Consider the following 20939-nt stretch of genomic DNA (forward strand, 5'->3'; position numbering starts at 1 on the left):
TACTCACTCCTCGATTTTATTGGTGGATGCAAGTTGCTCCAAAAAGAACTGGGAAATCTTTTGATTCAACGTGATGTGATTGTCCAGCTTTTCGGTAAAGTGGCCTTCATCCTCAAAAATGTGCAAATCGACTTCTTGTCCCCTGCCTCGCATGTCAGCTACGAGCTGTTCTGCTTCGCTGACAGGAACACGCGTATCATTGCGACCGTGGAATACGCGAAGCGGAGCCGTGATCTTATGGGAGTGATTCAAAGGAGCAATTTCTTCAAAAAAGTCATCGTCTTCGCCGAGGAACCCGTACTCCACCTCACGTAATCTCCGTCTCCATGCCCCGGTGTTCTCCAGAAAGGTTTTGAAGTGGGAAATCCCTACAATATCAACACCCGCGGCCCACAGGTCAGGGTAATGCGTAAGCGCTGCCAGTGTCATGAAGCCTCCGTAACTGCGGCCCATGATGCCGATCGCATTCGGGTCAACGCTTGGACGGTTGCTCAAATCTTTGACCAGCCAAGCCAAATCTGCTACAGAATCCATCCGCTTGCGGCGATCATCGAGCTGGACATATTCCCGACCGTAGCCCATACTGCCGCGAACATTCGGTGCTACCACCGTAAAGCCTTCGTTCGCCAAAAATTGAAAAACAGGATGATACTCCGGTCGAATTTGGCTCTCTGGCCCACCATGGACGTAGACGACGACTGGTTTTTTTTCTGCATGCTCGGATGTATCTTTGGCATAGAGGAAATACGGCACTTCCAAGCCATCAAAAGAGTGAAACGTGCACAATTCCGGCTCGATGAGTTTATCCTCCAGAGCATCGGATTGACCAATGTTCGTCACACGTCTGCTGGTTTTCTCCGAAATGGTATATGTCCAGATATCGCCTGGAAGCGTTGGACTTTTCAGCGAAAAAGCGAGCTGATCATCACTCACCCACGCCAAGGAAGAGATCACTCCCCGTGGTGCTTCCTCCACCCGCTCCCAGCGTTGCTCTGTCAAGGAATAGAGAGCAAGAACGGAGTAGCCTCCTTCATTGATCGTGAAGGCAAGTAGCTTCTCGTCGGGGGATAATTTTGCCTCCTCGATGTCCCATTTCGGGTCGTGCACCAGTTTGTCCAGTTGTCCTGTACTCCGTGAAAATCGGCACAACGCCTTCGTATTTTCATCGCGGTCGGTTACGAGATATCCCGTTTGTCCGTCATTAGACAGGACCAAGGAATGGTAGCGAGCGTGTTTATTACAAATGGCGAGCTTTTGTGCTTCCTTCGTTTGCAGATTCAGCAAATACAGGCAATTGTCAATATTAGTCTCCTGCACGCTGAAAATGAGTCCTGTCCCGTCTGGTAGCCAGCCGATTGGATCTGTGCGCCCATCATAGCAGAAGACTTCCTCATACGCACCGCTCTCGACATCCTGTACAAAAATATCAAAGCTGCGCGGATTGCGACGATTGCTGGACCACGCGATCTTTTGCCCACATGGAGACCAGCCCCCCAAATAGTGAAAATAATCAGGAGCGTCTGTCAGGGGCTTCACGACTGCACCATTTTCTGTTAGCAAAAAGAACTGCTGTCGCTCGTCACCCTTGTTGTCCATACCGACAATCGTTTTCGTTCCGCATGGGGAATGGTCAACTTCTACCACACGATCAGGCAAAAAGGTCACTTGCTCCGAGCGGTTGTACTCTTCATTCCAGCGCCATAACTGCGCAATACCTGTCAGCTTCGTTAAAAAGGTAATCTCTCTACGCTGCGGTACCACCTTCAATTGATACGCGGATTTCACTTGCAGATAGTCCAAAATCACGAGAAATCATCCTTTCCACTTTTGCTAGTTGTTCCTCGGAGTATGTAAAGAGAAAAAAGAGGAGAAGCTCCTCTTTTTTTCTATTTTTTCGTTGCCCAGCGAGCGCTTGGGAACGCGTTGACTGGGAAAGTGAGACCTTCTAGATTCGGTTTCACCAAATAGTTTTGCTGGTAGTGGTAGACTGGAATGAATGGCATTTCATCCATCAAAATGGCTTCTGCCTGGTGAAGCAGTTCCATACGCTTGTTCGGGTCTTGCTCAACTTTTGCCGCCATATTCAATTGATCATACTCTTTGTTCACCCAACCAGTACGGTTGTTCGGGCTTTCACCCAAATAGTAGTCCAGGTTAAATGCAGGGTCGTTGATTTGACCTACCCAGCCCATACGGCCCATTTGATAGTTCTTTTGTTTCGTTGTATCCAGATACACTTTCCACTCTTGGTTTGTCATTTTCACTTCTACACCCAAGTTTTTCTTGAGCATTTCTTGGATCGCCTGTGCTATTTTCTTATGGCTTTCATCGGTGTTGTACATGAGTGTAACTTCTGGCAGTGTGGACCAGCCTTCTTCTTGCATACCTTCAGCCAGCAACTTCTTCGCTGCTTCGTAATCTTCCTTGAAGTAGTCTCCGCCCTCTTCGCGGAAGTCTTTTCCGTTTGGTTGCATCGCTCCACGCGGAACCATGGAGTAAGCTGGTGTCTCTCCACCTTGGCTTACCATTTCGGACAGTGCTTTACGGTCGAGCGACATGGCGAAAGCTTTGCGAACCTTTTTATTCGTAAATGGTTCTTTCGTTACGTTAAACATGTACATGTACGTACCATAGTAAGGAACGGATTTGAAATCTGGGCTCGATTTTTCTTGCGCGAGGATGTCAGACGGCATCTCTTTGTTGAAGTCGAGCTCGCCACTCTTGTACATCTGATAAGCAGTCGTGGCGTCATTCACCATTTTCCAGGTGATCTTCTCCATTTTTACGTCAGCTTTGTTCCAATAATGCTCGTTCTTTTCAATCACGAGCTCAGAGTCATGCTTCCAGGAAACGAGCTTGTAAGCGCCGTTGGAGATGTAGCTGTCCGCATCCGCTGCCCATTTTGGATTCGCTTCTGCCTGCTTCTTGTTGATTGGGTGCCAGTAACGGGTAGCCAGCATTTTGTCAAAATACGAGGTAGGTGCGACCAGCTCGATTTCGAGCGTTTTTGCATCGACTGCCTTGATGCCTACATCTTCTGCTTTCCCTGTACCTTTATTGTACGCTTCTCCACCTTTGATGTAGTAGAGCAGATAAGCAGTAGTCGAAGCTGTTGCCGGATCAAGATGCTTCATATACGTGTAAGCAAAATCCTCTGCTGTAACTGGCTCACCATTGGTCCACTTCGCATCATCGCGCAAAATGAACGTGTACTTGAGCTTGTCATCCGACAGCTTCACTTCCTTTGCTGTTCCCAAGATTGGATTGCCATCCTTGTCCTTGGTGTACAGACCTTCCCCCAAGTGATCCATGATCCAGAAGGACGTGGTATCCGTTGAGGTGAGCGGGTTCAAGTCTGGTGGCTCAGATTTGGCATTGAACACAACTTCTTGTTTGGCAGCAGCGCCTGGAGTAGTGGTACCTCCAGTCGATGCTGACTCGCCACTACCGCCGCAACCAGCTAGAGCCGGAATGACGAGCGAGAGCGACAGGGCAAAGGCAGCTAATTTCTTCACGTTGTTTCCCCCTATATATTAAGATAGAAAATCGAACTACTGATAGAGATGACAAGCGACCCAATGGTTCGGTGCGGCTTCCTGCCATTCAGGAATTTGTGCCGCGCATTGCTCCATGGCCTTTGGGCATCTTGTTCGGAAAACACAACCGCTTGGAGCGTTGGCAGGACTCGGCAAATCGCCCTGCAAAATGATGCGCTCCCGCTTGATCGTCGGATCAGGAATCGGAATCGAGGACAACAATGCTTGTGTATATGGATGAAGTGGCTTTGCGTACAACTCGAAGCTGTTTGCCATTTCTACCATTTTGCCGAGGTACATCACTCCGATTCGCGTGGAAATGTGCTTCACCATGGACAGATCGTGGGCGATAAACAAGTAAGTCAGCCCTCTGTCCTGCTGCAAATCTTCCAATAGATTCACGACCTGCGCTTGAATCGACACATCAAGCGCCGAAATCGGTTCATCCGCGATGATAAATTCCGGTTCAACCGCCAGTGCTCGGGCAATCCCGATGCGTTGCCTTTGGCCTCCGCTGAATTCATGAGGGAATCGGTTCGCATGTTCCTTGGACAACCCAACCAGCTCCAGCAATTCCTTGACCCGATCCGCTCTTGCACCACGGGACAAGCCGTGAATATCCAGGCCCTCCGCAATAATGTCCATGACAGTCATGCGCGGATTCAGACTTGCTTGCGGGTCTTGAAAAATCATTTGGACGTCGCGGTGGAACTGCTCTGCCTCTTTCCCTTTTATGCGGTGTGCATTTTTCCCTTTGAACAAAACTTCTCCGTCTGTATTTTCATAGAGGCGAATCATCGTTCTGCCCAACGTCGACTTACCGCATCCGCTCTCTCCGACAAGCCCGAGCGTCTCGCCGCGATTAATGGTGAAGGTCACGCCGTCGACTGCCTTTAGCGAAATTCCATTGCCGATCTCAAAATGCTTTTTTAGATTTTTGACTTCAACCAACGCTTGGCTCATCTACGTTTGCCTCCCTGCTGCCACCAATTCTTCCAGCTTCGGTGCCCGTGGATCATGTAGCCAGCATGCAGCTTGGTGACCCTCGGTGAATGTGGAAGCGTCTGGCATTTGCTGCTCGCATATTTCCATCGCAAACTGACAACGCGGAGCGAACGGACAACCTTTTGGCGGGTGGAATAAATCTGGCGGCGTTCCCTCAATCGGTACCAGTCGTTCCTTTTCCACGCCATCGATCCGCGGCAGAGAGCGCATCAAACCCCATGTGTACGGATGCTTCGGATTCGCGAAAATATCCTCTACCTTGCCTGTCTCCACCACAATTCCTGCATACATAACCACGGCCCGGTGCGCGATTTCGGCTACGACACCCAAGTCATGTGTAATCATCACGATGGAGAGCTGCTGTTTTTCCTGCAATTCTCGGAGCAAGTCCAAGATTTGCGCTTGAATCGTTACATCCAATGCGGTCGTCGGTTCATCTGCAATGACTAGCTTTGGATTATTGGCGAGTGCAATCGCGATGACGACACGTTGCCGCATTCCCCCGGAAAACTCATGCGGGTATTGATCGACCCGTTTCTCCGGATCGGGGATACCGACCAGTCGAAGCATCTCCATCGCTTTTTTACGCGCCTCTTCCTTGCTGACCTGATGGGTACGAACAAATCCCTCTACAATCTGGGCACCGACCCTCATCGTCGGGTTCAGTGCCGTCATCGGGTCCTGAAAGACCATCCCGATCTCAGCGCCACGAACCGAAAGCAATTCCTTCTTGCTCATCCCCGTGATGACTTTTCCGTCAAAACGAATCTGACCATCCACAATTCTTCCCGGCGGGTTCGGGATCAAGCCCATGATCGCTTGGGCGGTTACACTCTTCCCACAGCCGCTCTCTCCTACTACCGCAAGCGTCTCACCACGATCAACATGAAAGGTAACTCCCCGTACAGCCTGTACCTCTCCACCGTACGTTTTGAAATGTACGCGGAGGTTTTCTACTTGTAGCAAATGATCCGCCATGTCTGATCCTCCTATCTTCGTGGCGAGGTTACTCGCGAATTCTTGGGTCCAATGCGTCCTGCAAGCCATCACCGAAGACGTTGAAGGCAAACATCGTCAAGGAAATCATCAAGGCCGGGAAGAAAAGTCTCCACCAATCCCCTGTTAAAATAACGCCGAGTGCATCGTTCGTCATCGTGCCCCAGCTAGCGATTGGCGCTTGCACACCCAAACCCAAAAAGCTGAGGAAAGATTCTGCAAATATCGCCGACGGAATGGTAAACGTCAAATTTACGATGATAACTCCGATGGTGTTCGGAATCAGGTGGCGTAGCAGAATGCGAGGGAATTTGGCACCCAGCACTTGCGCAGCCATGATGAACTCCTGGTTTTTCAATTGCAGGATTTGTCCTCGAACGAGACGAGCCATCCCTACCCAACCGGTTGCGGACAACGCGATGATGATGGTAACAATTCCAGGCTCCATGACAACCATCAGCATGATCACCACGAGCAGGTACGGCAGTCCGTACAAGACCTCGATCAATCGCATAATGATAGTATCGATTCGGTCTCCCTTTTTGCCTCGACCGGCCATGTATCCGGCAATACCACCGACTGTCACACCGATGATCAAGTCAATTAACGCTGCCGATATTCCGATAATCAGTGAAATCCGCGCTCCGTACCATGTCCGTGAAAACATGTCGCGCCCCAGCTCATCTGTTCCGAACCAATGCTCGCTTGAAATTTCCTGATTCGCATTCAAGAGGCTCTGATCCGAATAGCTGTACGGAACGAGATGGGGTCCAATTATCGCCATGGCGATCAGCAAAACAATCAGGGTCAAACCCACCATTGCCAGCTTGTTTTTGACGAGCTTTCTCGTTACTTGTTGAAAATGAGTCAGGCTCGGTCGCATCTGGGCGATCTGTCCATCTGCTTTTTGAGCTCTAGGTCGAAACAACTCATTTACTGATTGATCTACCGCCATTGGCTACCTCCCCCTGCTCGATAGTTTGATTCGTGGATCGATGAACATATAGGCCAAATCAATCAAGAAGATAATGAGCACCAAGATGGCACTGTAGAATACTGTCGTTCCCAAAATAACGGGATAATCTCGATTGAAAATACCATCGACGAAGTACTTGCCGATCCCTGGTACCGCAAAAATCTTTTCGACGACGAACGTTCCGGTTAACAACCCCGCGATGAGCGGCCCCATAAACGTGACGATCGGCAAAATCGCGTTGCGGATTCCATGTTTGACGACTATCAGAAAAGTCGGAATTCCTTTCGCCTCAGCGGTCCGTATGTAATTCTGGTTCATCACGTCGATCATGCTCGTGCGCATATAGCGTGTAATGATGGCTAATGGTCCAAAAGCAAGTGCGAGTGAAGGCAGAACCGAGTGTTTCCAACTGGTAAGCGTCGCTACTGGGAATAACGGCCATTTGATTGCCAAGTAATTAATGAGCAGTGGCGCCATGATGAAGCTGGGTACAGCAATTCCTAATACGGCCATGACCATTGCCGCATAATCGATCCAGGTATTTCGGTTTAATGCCGCAATTGTTCCGAATAAAAGTCCGAAAAAAAGGGCAACCGCTATCGCTTGCAAACCGATCAGTGCAGATGCTCCAAAGCCATCTTTGATCATATCATTGACACCGCGTGTCTCCGACTTAATAGAAGGTCCTAAATCGAGCATGACCAAACTTTTTAGATAAAGTAAATACTGCATCGGCAGCGGTTCATCCAAATTGTATTTGGCACGCAGATTCAACAAAATTTGCTCGGGCAACTGATCTGACTCTGACGCGAATGGATCACCAGGGATCATGTGCATCAGACTAAAGGTCAACGTTACAATAATCCACAAGGTGAGTACCATCATCAGAATTCTTTTAAGTAAATAACGCGACATCTATACGAGCCCCCTAGTCCAGACTTGCAAAAAGATTACAAAAATTCACCTCGTCCCCCTTTAACGGAAATTGACCTAAAACATTCCTTAATTCAACAATATAGTACCGTAATTATTTAATGTCAATTCAGATTTTTTTATTTTTTACATCGATTCATAAAGGAATTTGCTGAAAGTTGTCAAATATAAAACAATTAATACGGAAAATTTCCCTAAAACATCCCTATATAAAGCTTCGAAGTCTCTACAGCTCGCTTGCCCAGCCAATGGGTTATATTCTTTCTATATAAGAAAGACTGGCATACTAGAATGCCGAAAAAAAGGATGGGTCTCCTTCCTGACGAATTGTTTATCCCGTAGTTTACCTTTTTTGGAGGACATTTTGATGATAAAAGTTGGCATAGTCGGTCCAAAAGATTCAGTAGATGCAATGATAGCTGTAGGACGTGAGTTTTCCGATCACATCCTGCTCACCTCCTTTATTTATCAAGGAGTGGAACAAGTACCTGCCTATGTAGCCGAAAATGATATGGAAACAGACATCTGGTTCTTCTCTGGAGTCGCCCCCTACTCGATGGCAAAAGCGCATATTGGCAAGAAAAAAGCCTTTTATCCGCAAGTCAATTCAAGTGTCCTGACCAAAGTATTGCTCGAATTGGTATACCGAGATGGCTTGTCTTTGGATCGCGTGAGCTTCGATACCATTTCGGAAGCGCACTTTCGTGAGACTTTAGAGGAATTGGGCCTGCACTGTGAGCATCCATACCTAAAGCCGTATAAAGAATTCAGAAAGAGGTCTGAATTGGTAGCTTATCACACCCACCTTGTCCAGGAAGGCAAGGTAGACGCTTGTGTCACGGGAACGCTTTTCGTCTCCGAAGAATTGAAGCGACAAGGAATCAGAGTATACCGAATGGGCTTCACACGCTTTATATTTCGAGAGATTTTCAAACAAATTCTCCAAGAGGGCGAAACGCTCCACTTCAAGCGCTCCCAAATTGCTGTCCAATTAATTGAGGTATCCGACATGGAAAAGCTCGTAAATGAACCTGCAAACGCGTACGAGCTGCGCCGTCTCGATCTGAAGCTGCAAGAGCTCGTGCTCGATTACACAGAGTCGATATCCGGTAGCTTCGTCGCGGTCGGCAATTCCAAGTTCATTATTTTTTCCACCCGCGGATCGTATGAAGACAATCCAGATTTTCACCCCACGATCCTTTTGGAAAAAATCAAGCTCCTCACCAATTCACATGCCAATATGGGAATCGGCTTTGGTGTCACAGCATTGTCTGCTGAGCGCAATGCACAGCTTGCTCTCGGCCATGCCAAAAACCATAGAGATGCCGCCATTCTCGTCGACTATGATGGTTCGATTGAAGGCCCACTGCTTCAAACGAACAGCATCAGCTACGAGTATTGGACACAGGACAAGGAAATCAGCGATAATCTTAAAAAAGCTGGTGTCAGTATTACGACGTTTAACAAAATCATTTCCGTCCAAAAAGCGCTGGGGCAAAAATATATCAGCGCTTCGATGATCGCGGAATGGATGGGCATGACTCCTCGCAATGCGCGAAGAATACTAAGTGATTTAGCAGAGCACAACATCATTGAACTCATTGGGGAAGAAACGCCGACGAACCGAGGGCGCCCACGGAAGATTTATCGTATACTCCCCTCTCCACAAAACACTTAATTGTTTCTCCATGAGAAAGGCGTATGCATGTAATTTCCAGAAAACTTCTTTTTTGGAACCTAGCTTGCCCTGATGTACAAATTCGTATAGCGTCCATTCGTATTCCTTCCATGCAAAAAAGGACCTTCGCATCAGGTCCTTTTTCTTATGAGCAAGTAAGCTCTATACCGATTTAGATGGCTGAACAGCTTGTTTCTTTTGAACACTGGCAACAATCACACCCACGACGATCAACAAGGAGCCCCCCACTTGAATCGACGTCACCTGAGAACCAAGCAGTAAAAACCCGACCAGCATCGCTACAAAGGGCTGCAAGTTTAGAAAAATAGCTGCTTTGCCCGTCCCTACCACTTTTAATTGTTGATTCCAGACGATTCCACATATTCCTTGCATAAGGATCGCGGTCAAAATGAGCATCGCCCATGCCCACACTTCGTGGCTGATCTGCGCCCCTGGCTCGATCGTCAACAGCGCCGCAGGAGTCAAGAACAGGGTACCGACCGTTGTCGAGTACACCGTTGCAATAAACGGTTGCACGGTTTGCGTCAGTTTGCGGATGATGATCATGGACGACGAGAATGTGACCATAGCAATCACAATGAGAAAGACTCCCTTAGAAATGGAGAGTCCTGCCCCAATACCGACAACAAAGAATGTTCCCAGGAGTGCTAAGCCAGATCCAATCTTCATCCGCAAAGTAAACTGTTCCTTCAAAAACAAAGAGGCCAGCACTGCGGTGACGATCGGCGACAAGGAAAGAATTAACGATGCCGTTGTCGCGTCTGTCGTCAACAGCCCGTTGAAATACGCCGTTTGATTCGCCAGCGTCCCGATCAATCCGAGCAATACAAGGAGTCCTAGCTCACGAGCAGTGATTTTTACGAATTTTTTGGTCAGCCATGCGTAAATGATCAGAAACATAGACGTGAAAAGCAAGCGTACATCTGCCAAAAACAGCGGAGGAAACTCTTTGACCAGCATGCTTCCAAACACAAAATTACTGCCCCACAGCGTTACACAAAAAAGCAACAGCAAGTACGACCGAATCATGATTGTTCCTTCTTTCACCCGATGCATTATTCTTCCGTTAGTTATCGTACAGGAGAGTGCGAAAAAAGTCCATGAGCTGATCTGCTATTGTTTGATGGAAATTATCCTTTATTCATCAATTCAGCAACTTCCTCGACATAAGCCCATTCTGACATCCCTGGTTTCCAAACTTGTAACTTCGCCGTGTCAACCTGCCCCATCTCAATCACCCAATGAATATCGTTATTCCGCAAAGGATACAGCGGCATCCCATTCTCGACCAACATCCATTTGTCATGATACGTCCGGACGGTAGGAATTCGCCCAATGTGATTATAAGATTGATCGTACTGATACATAATTGGGTGATTTGACACCGACAACGATGCGATATAAACATAAAAATCTTCCAGAACCTCTGTGAGGATATTTGACCTTCTGGATTGAAATATATGGTCAGGTCTGAACTGAATGTAGCAAACCTCATCAACTGCCGATGTAACTTGTGTGTATTGTGACCATGTCAAATAGGATGGATCGAGATTCATTTGACCTGATCGCCAATAGATCCCTTTCGAGCTAAGCACAACCCCCTCCTTTACCCTATTAAAAATAAACCTATTGGAACAGAAAGCAAGAATAGATTCCCCGTCTGCCGTGCCATAATATTTATCGATCAACTTTAGATGTTTTGAAGATAATCTTGTACTCGAAATAAAAATATAATCATTGTCATATCGATTACACAATGCTTCCATGTACGCAACATCGAGATTTACGTTCGCTTCTGATCCTTGAAGCTGACTATTTTCGTCTTGTAATATGTAATGATATTTCATCATTACCTCCTTTTAGGAGATTACGCGCCTTTACGTGGATAAATTGAAATATCGCTGGAATACTCCTAACGACAACAATGGGATAGATAATGACAAAGCTTAGCCAAAGAATCAGCTTAGCAAGCGGATTCATTCCCCAGTAAAACAAATTTATAATAAAACTCCCCTTCTCAGATATTCTATCTATCCAATTTTGAATATGCTCATTATCTGGAAAAATGGTATTACATCTCTGAAAATGGCTAAGGGCCTCTTTATATTCCTTATTACCATAAAGAATCTTCCCATAGGTAAGATTCATTTCAAGATCATTCGGATTTAATTTCAAATAGGCCTTTAATTCTTTTCTAGGTTCGTTTTCTCCAAAATAAAATAATATTTTGATCAGCCGAAGGTGATGAACCTTACTTTTCGGATACAACTGAACAATACGCCTGTGAAGGTTTTTGATTTGAACAGCATAAGTAGCACCTTCTTTATCTATTTCATCCTCCCTTTCCAAATATTGTATAATTTCTAATGCTGTACTATCTTCGGGATTAATAGTTAGTGCCAAATGTACCAGCTTTTTTGCTTCATCTTTTCTTCCTAAAAAATATTGCAACCGACCGTACGCCACATAATACTTCTCAGTTTGAGGGTTCAAAGCCAGAGTGGTTTTAAAGGCATCTTCGGCTTCCTCAAACATACACAAACGAAGGTACGTGAAACCTAACAGGCCATGCATTGACGCACTATCTGGTATGAGTTTCATTCCGGTCTGTAATAGTTCAACAATTGTTTCAAGTTCAATCTTATATTCTTCTAAAATCGTCGGGCGTTTTAACCCCGTAAAAATAAAGGAATCACCGTATTGATCCTGAACTTTGGCATTCAAAGTAGTAGCAAGATCCAAATAATGAAACCCCTTATTTGAATTGATTTCAATTGCTTTTTTTCCATGAAAGATCGCTTCCTCAAATTGATGCAGTCCTCGATATAACAGTCCCAATAAACAATGTACTTTATCGTCTTCGGGATACAAGCCAACCAGACGTTTGACGAGTTGTGCTCCATCTTCATCTTGGCCTAAATAATAATGCGCCCAACCGGCTGTTAATGTCCCATCATAATGATCTGGCACATGACGCATTAATTGACCGTATTCTTCCAGCACATGTTCGTACTTTCTATTTTCATAAAAAAAATCCATTCTTTTTATGATCTGTTCTACTTGATTGTCCTCTGCCAAATTCTCGGTCGACATTTATCCATCCTCCTGAATTGATGATGCAGACTATATCAACCTACCGAACTGCCTGATATAATGCTCCACATCGTTATACAGCCCGCTTTGATTGGCGTATTTCACGTAATTTTTGGCCGTTTGCAACCACTCTATTGTGGTAGGCTTTACCACCTGTAGAGCATTCTCCATATCCTTCATCATGATGGGCCGCTCTACACCTGAGTCGAGAATTTCTTCGAGGACCGCTTCCGTAGCTCGTTCGATCACATTTTCAATATCTGCTCCTGAGAAAAATTCGGTCGCTTTGGCCAGTGTATACGTATCGATGTCCTTCGAAAAACGACCCTTTAGTTTTAAATCAAAGATTTGCTTACGCGCTTCCAGATCAGGTGGCGCTACGAATACTAATCGGTCAAAACGGCCTGGGCGTTTCAATGCATGATCTACGTCCCATGGCATATTCGTGGCCCCGATAATAAGCACTTGATCTGTACTCGTATCAATGCCCTCCATTTCGGTAAGAAATGTATCGATAACACCTCTCATATAGTTACTGGAAGATTTGGACCGACTGTAGCCGATCGTATCTATCTCATCAAAAAACATGATACTCGGTTTTTGAGCACGAGCTTTTTCAAACATCGCCTTCAAATTTTGCTCGCTAACGCCGATATACGAGTCCAACACATCTGTAATATGTACCGGAAAGAAGTTCGCTTTGCATTCTCCAGCAGTCGCGCGGGTAATAAAAGTTTTTCCGCAACCAGGAGGCCCATAAAGTAGTACTCCTCCACCGATCTTCTTTCGAAATTTCGAGAACAGTCCTTGATTGAAAAACGGACTAATGATCTTGATTTGGATCGTTTTTTTCAACTCCACCAAACCCGCTACATCTGCAAAAGTTACCTTGTTCAAGCTTGTAATTTCAGTCGGTTCTGGTATCTGACCCCCATCAATAACTTGAAAGCCTGGATTGTTTTTTATCGAATAGGTATAGGTTTCACTTCCATCACACGCTTCATCTGGGACTACTTCTTCGTCTGGGGTATTGTTTAACGGTTCTTCTGTATTACGAATGAATGGATCCAAACTGTTTTCACTGGTGCTTTGTTGTAATTGCTGAGTCGATGTAGTTAATTCTTGCAGAAGATTATTTCTGAGTTCATGATCATCGCCGCAGTATGTCAGACCTTTAGAGAATGCACTTATCGCTTCTAGCCAGCGGTTGTTACTCGCTAATTCCTTCCCTAGCCAATAGAAGGTTGTAGCATCCTCTGGTTGTTTTGCGGAAAGCTGTTGAAGCCATTCAAGTTTATCCATGATTAAACTACTCCTTTTGTAACACAAAAATAAAAGCAACCATTTAAACCAGTTATTTACACATAATCTTTTAATCGGTATTTCCGCGATTTTATACAGGGCAATAAGTCCTGGTTCTTATTTCATAGCTCAAATGTAAAAAGGACAAAAGACAGAGATCATCTTTTCGATCTCATGTCTTTTGTCCTCAAATCTTGGTTCAATTTACAATTTCCGTTGAACTAACTTCAGGCCCTTCAGCTTCCAATACGGAATTGTGTGTATCAATCTGCCCTGACTCTTCTACTGCCGACTCTGCCGCTTTCTCTTCCTCTTTCACTTCCGGCTTCTTCTCTGGCTCCAACGGCGCGATTGCACCCGCCACGAGTGCCGCGTATTTTTGCGAGCCTTCCTTATTCGGGTGAACACCGTCTTTGTAAAAGTAAGAGCTTTGCCCTTCACTTGCCGCATACCAATCTACAAGAACGACATGCGGATGGGCGGCAGCCGTTTCCGCCAGCATCTTATTCACGACGCTTTCCCACGGTTTAGGTACGCGAGAATTGACGAGAATGATTTGCTCGACGCCATCCAGTGATTGCAGCAGCTTGTCGAGCTGCCCTTTACTAAATGCGCCGTTTGAGCCTAATTCAATCACAACGCGATTCCCCAATTGCCCTTTTGCCTTGAGCTGCGCGATCACGTCAGGAGCTTGCGACATTTGTCTTCCGATTTTGGCATCCACGACGATTCCTGGCAATAGCTTCTCCAGGTGAGGAGCCACATCGAGCATGACAGAGTCACCAATCACCGTGATTCCTATACCAGAGCCTATCGCTTTGACCGGTTCCTGTTTTTGGTCTGGCTGTTTGGAAGCATTCGAATCTTTCTGCTTCTCCACCCGCTTCTGCTTTTGTGCGTTGTTAGTTGGCTTCTGCTCATTTTTCGGCTTTGTTGATGGAGTAGCTGGTTTTTGAACCGTTTCCGGCTTCTTCTCTACAATTGGCACCGCAGGACCATGTGGCTTGTCGGGGACCTTTGTCTCGGTGATCGTCTGTGTTGGCTGCGTCACATTTCCAGCAGTCGCATCTGACGTGAGCGAAGCGATCCCATAGTACGTGACACAAAGAGCAATTGCACAACCAGTGGCCAATACACGGTTTAACCGTTTTGTTTTCTGTCCGGCTTTATTGGAGCGATTCCATATTTTTCCCAATGCTCCGTAGCGAATAGGCTCTTCGAGATATTTCCATGACAACGATGCCAGCAGAATACTTGCGAGGAGCTGTAAAACCGCTCCAGGTACCGCCATCCACTCCCTTTCCGCTAAAAACGGATTCGTCCAAACGATAACAGGGTAATGCCACAAATAAATACCGTAAGATCGAACGCCGATCCAACGCAATGGCTTGCTGCCCATCCATTTCGCCAAGCTGCTCGCCGGATGTGCGAGTACTGCAACCAGCACGGCACTGACAACCGACAAGAGAACTAACCCGCCCTCGTACAAATAATCATCATATTGATTCGTGTTCCAAATGCTGTACAACAGAATCCCTAAGCTCAAGAGACCGCTTAGATCAAGCGTAATTCGCGCTTTTGGTGAAATGTTCGTCGTAAGCAAGCGACTCGGCCACATCATCGCGAGTGCTGCACCGATCAACAATCCGAATACCCGTGTGTCCGTTCCGTAATAAACACGACTCGGATCAAGACCTGGCTCATACAAAACGGCCATGGAGATGGCGGATAGTGCAGCCAGCACCAAAGTAATAATCATGATTGGTCCCCTGCGCTTCAGGAAGCGGAGTCCCAGAGCGAGAACCAGCGGCCAAATGACATAAAACTGTTCTTCTACTGCCAGTGACCACAGATGGCCTAATGGTGAAGGTGGACCGAATTTTTCAAAATAAGATACGTCATGAAAAACAAGCCACCAGTTACTCACGTACAGAACGGCTGCTCCAACATCTCCGCGAATAGTGTCCAACTGGTCTGGCGAAAAGATAGCCAAACCTGCCACCACCACAAACAGCATAAGGAAAAGCGCTGGGAGCAGTCTTCTGGCACGGCGCAACCAAAAGTCTTTCATGTCGAGTCTGCCATTCCGATTCCATTCTGCAATTAATAAGTCTGTAATTAAATATCCCGATAAAACGAAGAAAATACCGACACCCAGCAATCCCCCGGGTGCCCAGTCGTAATTCAAGTGATAAATAATGACTGCGAGTACCGCCAGCGCACGAAGCCCGTCGATCCCAGCCATGTATCGACTGCTGGAGCCTTTGATCGGTTCAGGCATGCTGGTGGCCTCCTATCGTTGCATATTGGCGAGTGATTAATTCGTTCTGATTATTGATTCTTTTCGTACCCATCGTCCTTTTCATTTTTTTATGGTGGTTCTTCGTGCTCGCCATGCAAAACATCTGCATTCTCCCCTTTTACTTCCGTTCTGTTTTCATCATTTGTTGTTGGGGGCAGTCATTACACATCGGGAATTGCGTGCTCTATGAATACAAAAACCCCTGTTTCTGGAATCGTGCGAAAACGGGGGTTGGTCTCGTTCATTATCTTTATGGAAAATGAATTCTTCCCATCATCGTTGCCCGTATTCAGGATGTGATGAACTACTCACTATCTCGTTGTTTTCTGGTCTCTTACTCCCTTATATATGCATCACACCTCCTTATATTGGATGACTTCACACGGAAATTACCCGGTCCTTGTCTTACGGTAGACTCTTGCTGAATAGTTGTTTGTAACCTGATTATATGACGGTTTCGGGGGATAACTCGTTACAAACTGTTTACATTCTGACTATGTTTTTTCCCGGTAAAAATGCGGAACAAAAAAAGAAGCTGCTGGTATACTTTCCCCCATCAGCTTCACGATTGTAGATCATCGCAGACCACCACTGTCAGATGCAAAATGCAACGTGTTTACTTGTCACAAAAGTTTTACGGATCAACAGCCTCATCCGTTCGTAATTTTTTGCGAGTTGTATTGACATTTCTGATTGTCATTTGTTGATAAACCTTTGAGCTAATAAGTTTCTGCTTGATGTAATGCCAAATCCAAAAGCTTGTATGTATCATCTCTTGCAATTTGTAAGGAATGGTTGCTTTGGAATCGGTATCCCCCGAAGTAAAGCGACATCAACTCGGTTATTCCCCTATCACTTCCATTTTCGCCAATCGAAACGGGAAACACAAGACAAAATTAAAATCCCCATCGATTACCAGCACCGATGAGGATTTTCGTTTGATTATCTACATTTAAATGTGATGAGTAAACAAATAATTCAAGAAAAAACCACCGCTGACAACCGCAATCACCATGCATACGATGCCGCTTTTCACCCGTTCGGAAAGCAATCGCATAAATCCAAGACAGAAAAAGACTCCTGTGACCAAAAAGTAAGCGACTCCAACCCAAAAAACATTCCAAGGCAAGCTCGCAAAATCTACGTTACCCAAACGTGAACACCATCCCTGTCTGATTCTACTGATTACCTGTATGTACGATACTCCATTATAGCATTTGTTCACGCTTACTTTCCCATTTTTGTACAATGCGTAACAGAAGTGTCATACATCCCGTCTTCATGTTTTCTACACAATCGTTTGGTACGCTTTCTCCAACAGCTCAAAGGAGGAAAAGACACATGAACAAACGGAAAATACGCCCATGGGCTTATCCCTTGGTTCTAGGTGGCGTTTTGCTGTTATCCGCCTGCTCCACTGCCACTGATAATACTACGATGGATCATAATGGACACAACATGAATTCTTCACCCCAAACAACAGCAGAAACGCAACCGCAGCAGATGTCTGCTTCCAGCGACTCGTCGATGGAGGTGCTTACAGGCAATACGTTTACCCTTACGGCAAAAGAAAACATGCTCCACCTCGATGACAAGACCATGAAAAACGCATGGACGTACAATGGAACCGTTCCTGGTCCACAGCTTCGTGTCAAACAAGGAGAAACTATCAGCGTGACGTTGAAAAATGAATTGCCCGAGCCGGTCACCATTCACTGGCATGGCTTACCCGTCCCGAATAACATGGACGGAATCCCTGGCGTGACCCAAAATGCCGTAAAACCAAACGAAAGCTTCACCTACAAATTCAAGGTGGACGTTGCCGGGACATACTGGTACCACTCGCATCAAAACAGCGCCAAACAGGTAGACAAAGGATTGTACGGTTCCCTTGTCGTAGAACCGACTACCCCAGAGCCAGCCGATAAGGACTTTACCCTCGTTCTGGATGAATGGATGCAGGACGATAGCATGGCGGAAATGCACGGAAGTGGCATGAGCCACGGCATGAGTGCCCCTTCTTCCGACAGCTCGTCCTCTGGTGGTCACAACATGGGCAGTATGGAAATGCCCATGAGTGACGCTGAGATGATGCCGTTGATGTATACGATCTTTTCCGTGAACGGAAAAACAGGCCCGGCAATCCAGCCGCTATCTGTTAAAGAAGGCGAGAAGGTCAGAATCCGCCTGATCAATGCCGGATACTTGAACCACAAGCTGAACCTGCAAGGCCATGAATTTAAAATCGTAGCAACAGACGGGCAACCTATCAATAATCCGCCTCTCGTAGGAGGCCAGCTCCTCAATATCGGACCAGGAGAACGATATGATCTTGAATTTGTTGCCAACAATCCTGGCAAGTGGTTATTAGAGGAGCGCAGCACGAATCCAGGCGCCAAATCCCTTGTAGTGCCCATCGTCTACGAAGGCTCGGAAGCAAAAACAGCCAAATCCGAAGCTGGCGATATGCCAACGATAGACATCACCAAATACGGCGAGGCGGCAAAAAGCAGCTTTACACTGGAGCAGAAGTATGACATCACGTATCAAATGGATCTGAACACGGAAACGGCAGATGGAAAAATGGCCTTCACCATCAATGGAAAAACGTTTCCGGATGTCCCTCCGCTCAACGTCAAAAAAGGAAATCTGGTCAAAGTCACGATGGTGAACAAATCACCAAAAGATATCCACCCGATGCATTTGCACGGACATTTCTTCCAAGTATTAAGCAAAAACGGACAGCCTATCACAGGCTCCCCTTTGGTCAAGGATACGCTGAACATCTTGCCGGGGGAATCTTACGTAGTCGCCTTTGAAGCTGACAATCCAGGAGACTGGATGTTCCACTGCCACGATTTGGGCCATGCTGCGCAAGGAATGGTATCCGAAGTAAAATATGAGGGCTTCAAGCCAGATTTCGTCGTCGACCCTACCGTCGGCAACATGCCAGAGTAACCATAGAAAAAAGCAGGAAGCCACGCAGGCTCCTGCTTTTTCATTACGCCAATACCCCGTCCAAAGACGTTTTCCACTCTACGCCAGTCGGAAAAACATCCTGCACTTGCTGTCTCAGCTTGTCATTTTGGCTCAATTGTGGACTTAAGATCGATACCAGACCACTATCCTCTCTCGAACGGATCAAACGCCCGATGCCTTGACGCAGTCTCAGCAGCATGTAAGGCATATCTACCTCGTCGAAAGGATTCGCTGCACTTTTTCGTTTTGCTGTAAACACCGGATCATTCGGTGGGAATGGCAGTGACCAAATGATCACATTGGACAGCGAAGGCCCCGGAACATCCAGCCCTTCCCACAGGCTCACTGCACAGAGGCTGCTTTTCTCGTCGTTTTGGAACTGAGAGATCAAATGGCTGATTTCCGCATCTCCTTCAAACAAGAATCGCAGATCCGTACAGGTAGGCTCGTTTTTAATAGCGGCCTTGAATTGCTGTAATTCCTCCATGGAGGAAAACAACAGGAGCGCACTACCTGCTGATTTTTGCAGCAATTGGGTAGCCTGTCTCATTTTTTCCGCAAAGGAGTCGGTCTCAGATAGTGTCGGTACGTATACCTCCATTTGCTTGTCGTACTCGTACGGAGAAGCCACCGAGAATGACAGGTATTGTTCGATACCCAAGCTGTCCGCTACATACGTAAACGATCCGTCAACAGATAAAGTCGCCGAGGAAAAGACAATCGGCATTTTTTGGGAGAATACGCGCTCTTCCAGTACTTCCTGCACCTTTTTTGGCATGACGACCAAGGTTGGCCCTGTAATTTCTTCACTCATCCAGGAAATAACGTGATCCGGGTCTTGGAAAAGTCCCAGTGCCAGTTGCATCATTTCCAGATGCTCCTCGACAATTCGCAGTTGGAACTCGTCCAACGTATACAAACCACCCTCTAGCGCCAGCTCTTCTTCGATCCAACTGACGAGATTTGTAAAACGGTGGATCGTTGCAACGAGTTCCGGATGAAAGTGGATTTCTTTGCGGTTGGAGCCCATCACGGCCTTGCTCTCTTCGTTCAATCGGGAGAACATCTCCTCGCTCTGAGCAATGGCTTCTTCAATAGCAATGGCGAGCTCTTCCCTGATCTCACCCTTCAAGACACGCGTAATCGTTTCTTCGAACACGGAGTGATTCAGCTTGTACGTCAATGCTTTTTGGGCAGCGGGCTCCAGCAGATGACCCTCGTCAAAAATGACCGAGCTATGCGGTGGCAGCAACGGCAACTGACCTCCGCGCTTGCGGATCTCATAGGTCCACACATGCTCCATATAAAAGTCATGGGAGCAAATGATCAACTCGGCCGACTGACGGTAATGGTTTCTGGAAAGGGTCTGCCCGCAGCGGTGCTGTCTGTCGCACACAAAGCAATCCTGAAAAGTATCCCAGTTCATCTGCGCCCATTCTTGGTCATCCAGGTCAGGATAGATGCTGCGATCCCCGTACGGATAAAACGACTGCAAGGCCTCATGTGTATGAACAAACGAAGGCAGCTCTTGATAAATATGCTGGAAAGCTTCACCTGTCTCGGGCTGGAATCTCGCCTCATCCAGCTTGCGCAAACAGACATATTGGTCCGGAGATTTTCCGAGTCTCGCGTCAATCGTCAGGTTGAGATGGCGAGCCAGTTTGGCAATATCGCCTTCCGGTTTTACGAGTTGCTCAATCAGCGACTCATTCGCACAGGCAATGATGGCGGGCTTTCTGGTATATCGTGCATAGCAGATGGCGTACAGTAAGTAAGCCAATGTTTTTCCCGTACCTACTCCCGCCTCTGCAAAAATCGTTTGCTTTTCTATAAAAGCCCGTTCAAGCTGAAAGGCCATGTAGATTTGCTCATCACGCACCTCGAATCCAGCCTCAGGCAATACTTCATAAAAAACGTCCGCTACCCAATCACTCACCTGAGAGATGAACGGCTGGGACGGATCGTAGGCAAAAGGATAACGTTCCAATTGTGACCTGCCTCCAATAATGTAAAGAATCGTCAAGAATAGATGCCAACATGTTATGATGACATGTCTTGAAGATAAACACAATACAGATGAGAGAAAAAACCATTCCTTTTCGTGGTAAGATAAGGATG

15 protein-coding genes are annotated in these 20939 nt (G+C 46.6%); 2 read left to right on the top strand and 13 right to left on the bottom strand.

Translation table 11 applies throughout. The annotated features are described in order from the left end of the window. Window positions 1-3: 3 nt before the first annotated feature. The 6 genes from ASG16_RS24015 to ASG16_RS24040 form a co-directional block, all read right to left on the bottom strand. The gene (locus tag ASG16_RS24015) at window positions 4-1806 is read right to left on the bottom strand and encodes a S9 family peptidase (RefSeq protein ID WP_056493260.1); all 1803 of its coding nucleotides are present in this window, start codon (window positions 1804-1806) and stop codon (window positions 4-6) included. Between the two features lie 80 nt (window positions 1807-1886). Next, window positions 1887-3515 carry a peptide ABC transporter substrate-binding protein gene (locus ASG16_RS24020; protein WP_056493257.1) on the bottom strand — a complete coding sequence of 543 codons (1629 nt, stop codon included), beginning with the start codon at window positions 3513-3515 and terminating at the stop codon, window positions 1887-1889. A 36-nt stretch (window positions 3516-3551) separates the two neighbouring features. Further along, complete coding sequence (locus tag ASG16_RS24025) at window positions 3552-4499, bottom strand: ABC transporter ATP-binding protein (protein ID WP_056493254.1); 948 nt, start codon at window positions 4497-4499, stop codon at window positions 3552-3554. Next, window positions 4500-5519: an ABC transporter ATP-binding protein gene (locus ASG16_RS24030; RefSeq protein WP_048032807.1), complete on the bottom strand. Its 1020-nt coding sequence runs from the start codon at window positions 5517-5519 to the stop codon at window positions 4500-4502. A 28-nt stretch (window positions 5520-5547) separates the two neighbouring features. Beyond that, window positions 5548-6492 (bottom strand): ABC transporter permease, encoded by a 945-nt coding sequence (locus tag ASG16_RS24035; protein ID WP_056493251.1) that lies wholly within the window; start codon window positions 6490-6492, stop codon window positions 5548-5550. Between the two features lie 3 nt (window positions 6493-6495). After that, entirely contained in the window at window positions 6496-7428 is a 933-nt protein-coding gene (locus ASG16_RS24040; protein WP_056493248.1) for an ABC transporter permease, read from the bottom strand. A 385-nt stretch (window positions 7429-7813) separates the two neighbouring features. Between ASG16_RS24040 and ASG16_RS24045 the strand changes: the two genes are divergently transcribed. Beyond that, window positions 7814-9124 (top strand): helix-turn-helix domain-containing protein, encoded by a 1311-nt coding sequence (locus tag ASG16_RS24045; protein WP_056493244.1) that lies wholly within the window; start codon window positions 7814-7816, stop codon window positions 9122-9124. A gap of 162 nt (window positions 9125-9286) precedes the next feature. Here ASG16_RS24045 and ASG16_RS24050 read toward each other — a convergent pair whose 3' ends face one another. The 6 genes from ASG16_RS24050 to ASG16_RS24075 form a co-directional block, all read right to left on the bottom strand. Beyond that, window positions 9287-10174 carry a DMT family transporter gene (locus ASG16_RS24050; RefSeq protein ID WP_048032802.1) on the bottom strand — a complete coding sequence of 296 codons (888 nt, stop codon included), beginning with the start codon at window positions 10172-10174 and terminating at the stop codon, window positions 9287-9289. Between the two features lie 101 nt (window positions 10175-10275). Then, window positions 10276-10740 (bottom strand): hypothetical protein, encoded by a 465-nt coding sequence (locus tag ASG16_RS30605; protein ID WP_133257455.1) that lies wholly within the window; start codon window positions 10738-10740, stop codon window positions 10276-10278. A gap of 217 nt (window positions 10741-10957) precedes the next feature. Further along, entirely contained in the window at window positions 10958-12238 is a 1281-nt protein-coding gene (locus ASG16_RS24060; RefSeq protein WP_056493238.1) for a tetratricopeptide repeat protein, read from the bottom strand. A gap of 30 nt (window positions 12239-12268) precedes the next feature. Next, complete coding sequence (locus tag ASG16_RS24065) at window positions 12269-13540, bottom strand: ATP-binding protein (protein ID WP_056493235.1); 1272 nt, start codon at window positions 13538-13540, stop codon at window positions 12269-12271. 199 nt (window positions 13541-13739) lie between these two features. After that, entirely contained in the window at window positions 13740-15821 is a 2082-nt protein-coding gene (locus ASG16_RS24070; RefSeq protein WP_056493232.1) for an acyltransferase family protein, read from the bottom strand. 973 nt (window positions 15822-16794) lie between these two features. Then, entirely contained in the window at window positions 16795-16995 is a 201-nt protein-coding gene (locus ASG16_RS24075) for a hypothetical protein (protein WP_017248292.1), read from the bottom strand. A 188-nt stretch (window positions 16996-17183) separates the two neighbouring features. Between ASG16_RS24075 and ASG16_RS24080 the strand changes: the two genes are divergently transcribed. Beyond that, a complete protein-coding gene (locus tag ASG16_RS24080) occupies window positions 17184-18800 on the top strand; it encodes a multicopper oxidase family protein (protein ID WP_056493229.1) in 1617 nt (538 codons plus the stop codon). A 43-nt stretch (window positions 18801-18843) separates the two neighbouring features. Here the strand turns inward: ASG16_RS24080 and ASG16_RS24085 are convergent, their stop codons facing one another. After that, window positions 18844-20808, bottom strand: a complete 1965-nt coding sequence (locus tag ASG16_RS24085; RefSeq protein ID WP_056493225.1) for an ATP-dependent DNA helicase — start codon at window positions 20806-20808, stop codon at window positions 18844-18846. Window positions 20809-20939 lie beyond the last annotated feature (131 nt).

The sequence above is a fragment of the Brevibacillus sp. Leaf182 genome (assembly GCF_001423865.2).
In the GTDB taxonomy this organism is placed as follows: domain Bacteria; phylum Bacillota; class Bacilli; order Brevibacillales; family Brevibacillaceae; genus Brevibacillus; species Brevibacillus brevis_C.

Bases quoted from the DNA above. Each gene is read 5' to 3' on its own strand.
- ASG16_RS24025 (WP_056493254.1), bottom strand. From the start codon at position 4,499: ATGAGCCAAGCGTTGGTTGAAGTCAAAAATCTAAAAAAGCATTTTGAG.
- ASG16_RS24030 (WP_048032807.1), bottom strand. From the start codon at position 5,519: ATGGCGGATCATTTGCTACAAGTAGAAAACCTCCGCGTACATTTCAAA.
- ASG16_RS24035 (WP_056493251.1), bottom strand. From the start codon at position 6,492: ATGGCGGTAGATCAATCAGTAAATGAGTTGTTTCGACCTAGAGCTCAA.
- ASG16_RS24040 (WP_056493248.1), bottom strand. From the start codon at position 7,428: ATGTCGCGTTATTTACTTAAAAGAATTCTGATGATGGTACTCACCTTG.
- ASG16_RS24045 (WP_056493244.1), top strand. From the start codon at position 7,814: ATGATAAAAGTTGGCATAGTCGGTCCAAAAGATTCAGTAGATGCAATG.
- ASG16_RS24050 (WP_048032802.1), bottom strand. From the start codon at position 10,174: ATGATTCGGTCGTACTTGCTGTTGCTTTTTTGTGTAACGCTGTGGGGC.
- ASG16_RS24060 (WP_056493238.1), bottom strand. From the start codon at position 12,238: ATGTCGACCGAGAATTTGGCAGAGGACAATCAAGTAGAACAGATCATA.
- ASG16_RS24065 (WP_056493235.1), bottom strand. From the start codon at position 13,540: ATGGATAAACTTGAATGGCTTCAACAGCTTTCCGCAAAACAACCAGAG.
- ASG16_RS24070 (WP_056493232.1), bottom strand. From the start codon at position 15,821: ATGCCTGAACCGATCAAAGGCTCCAGCAGTCGATACATGGCTGGGATC.
- ASG16_RS24080 (WP_056493229.1), top strand. From the start codon at position 17,184: ATGAACAAACGGAAAATACGCCCATGGGCTTATCCCTTGGTTCTAGGT.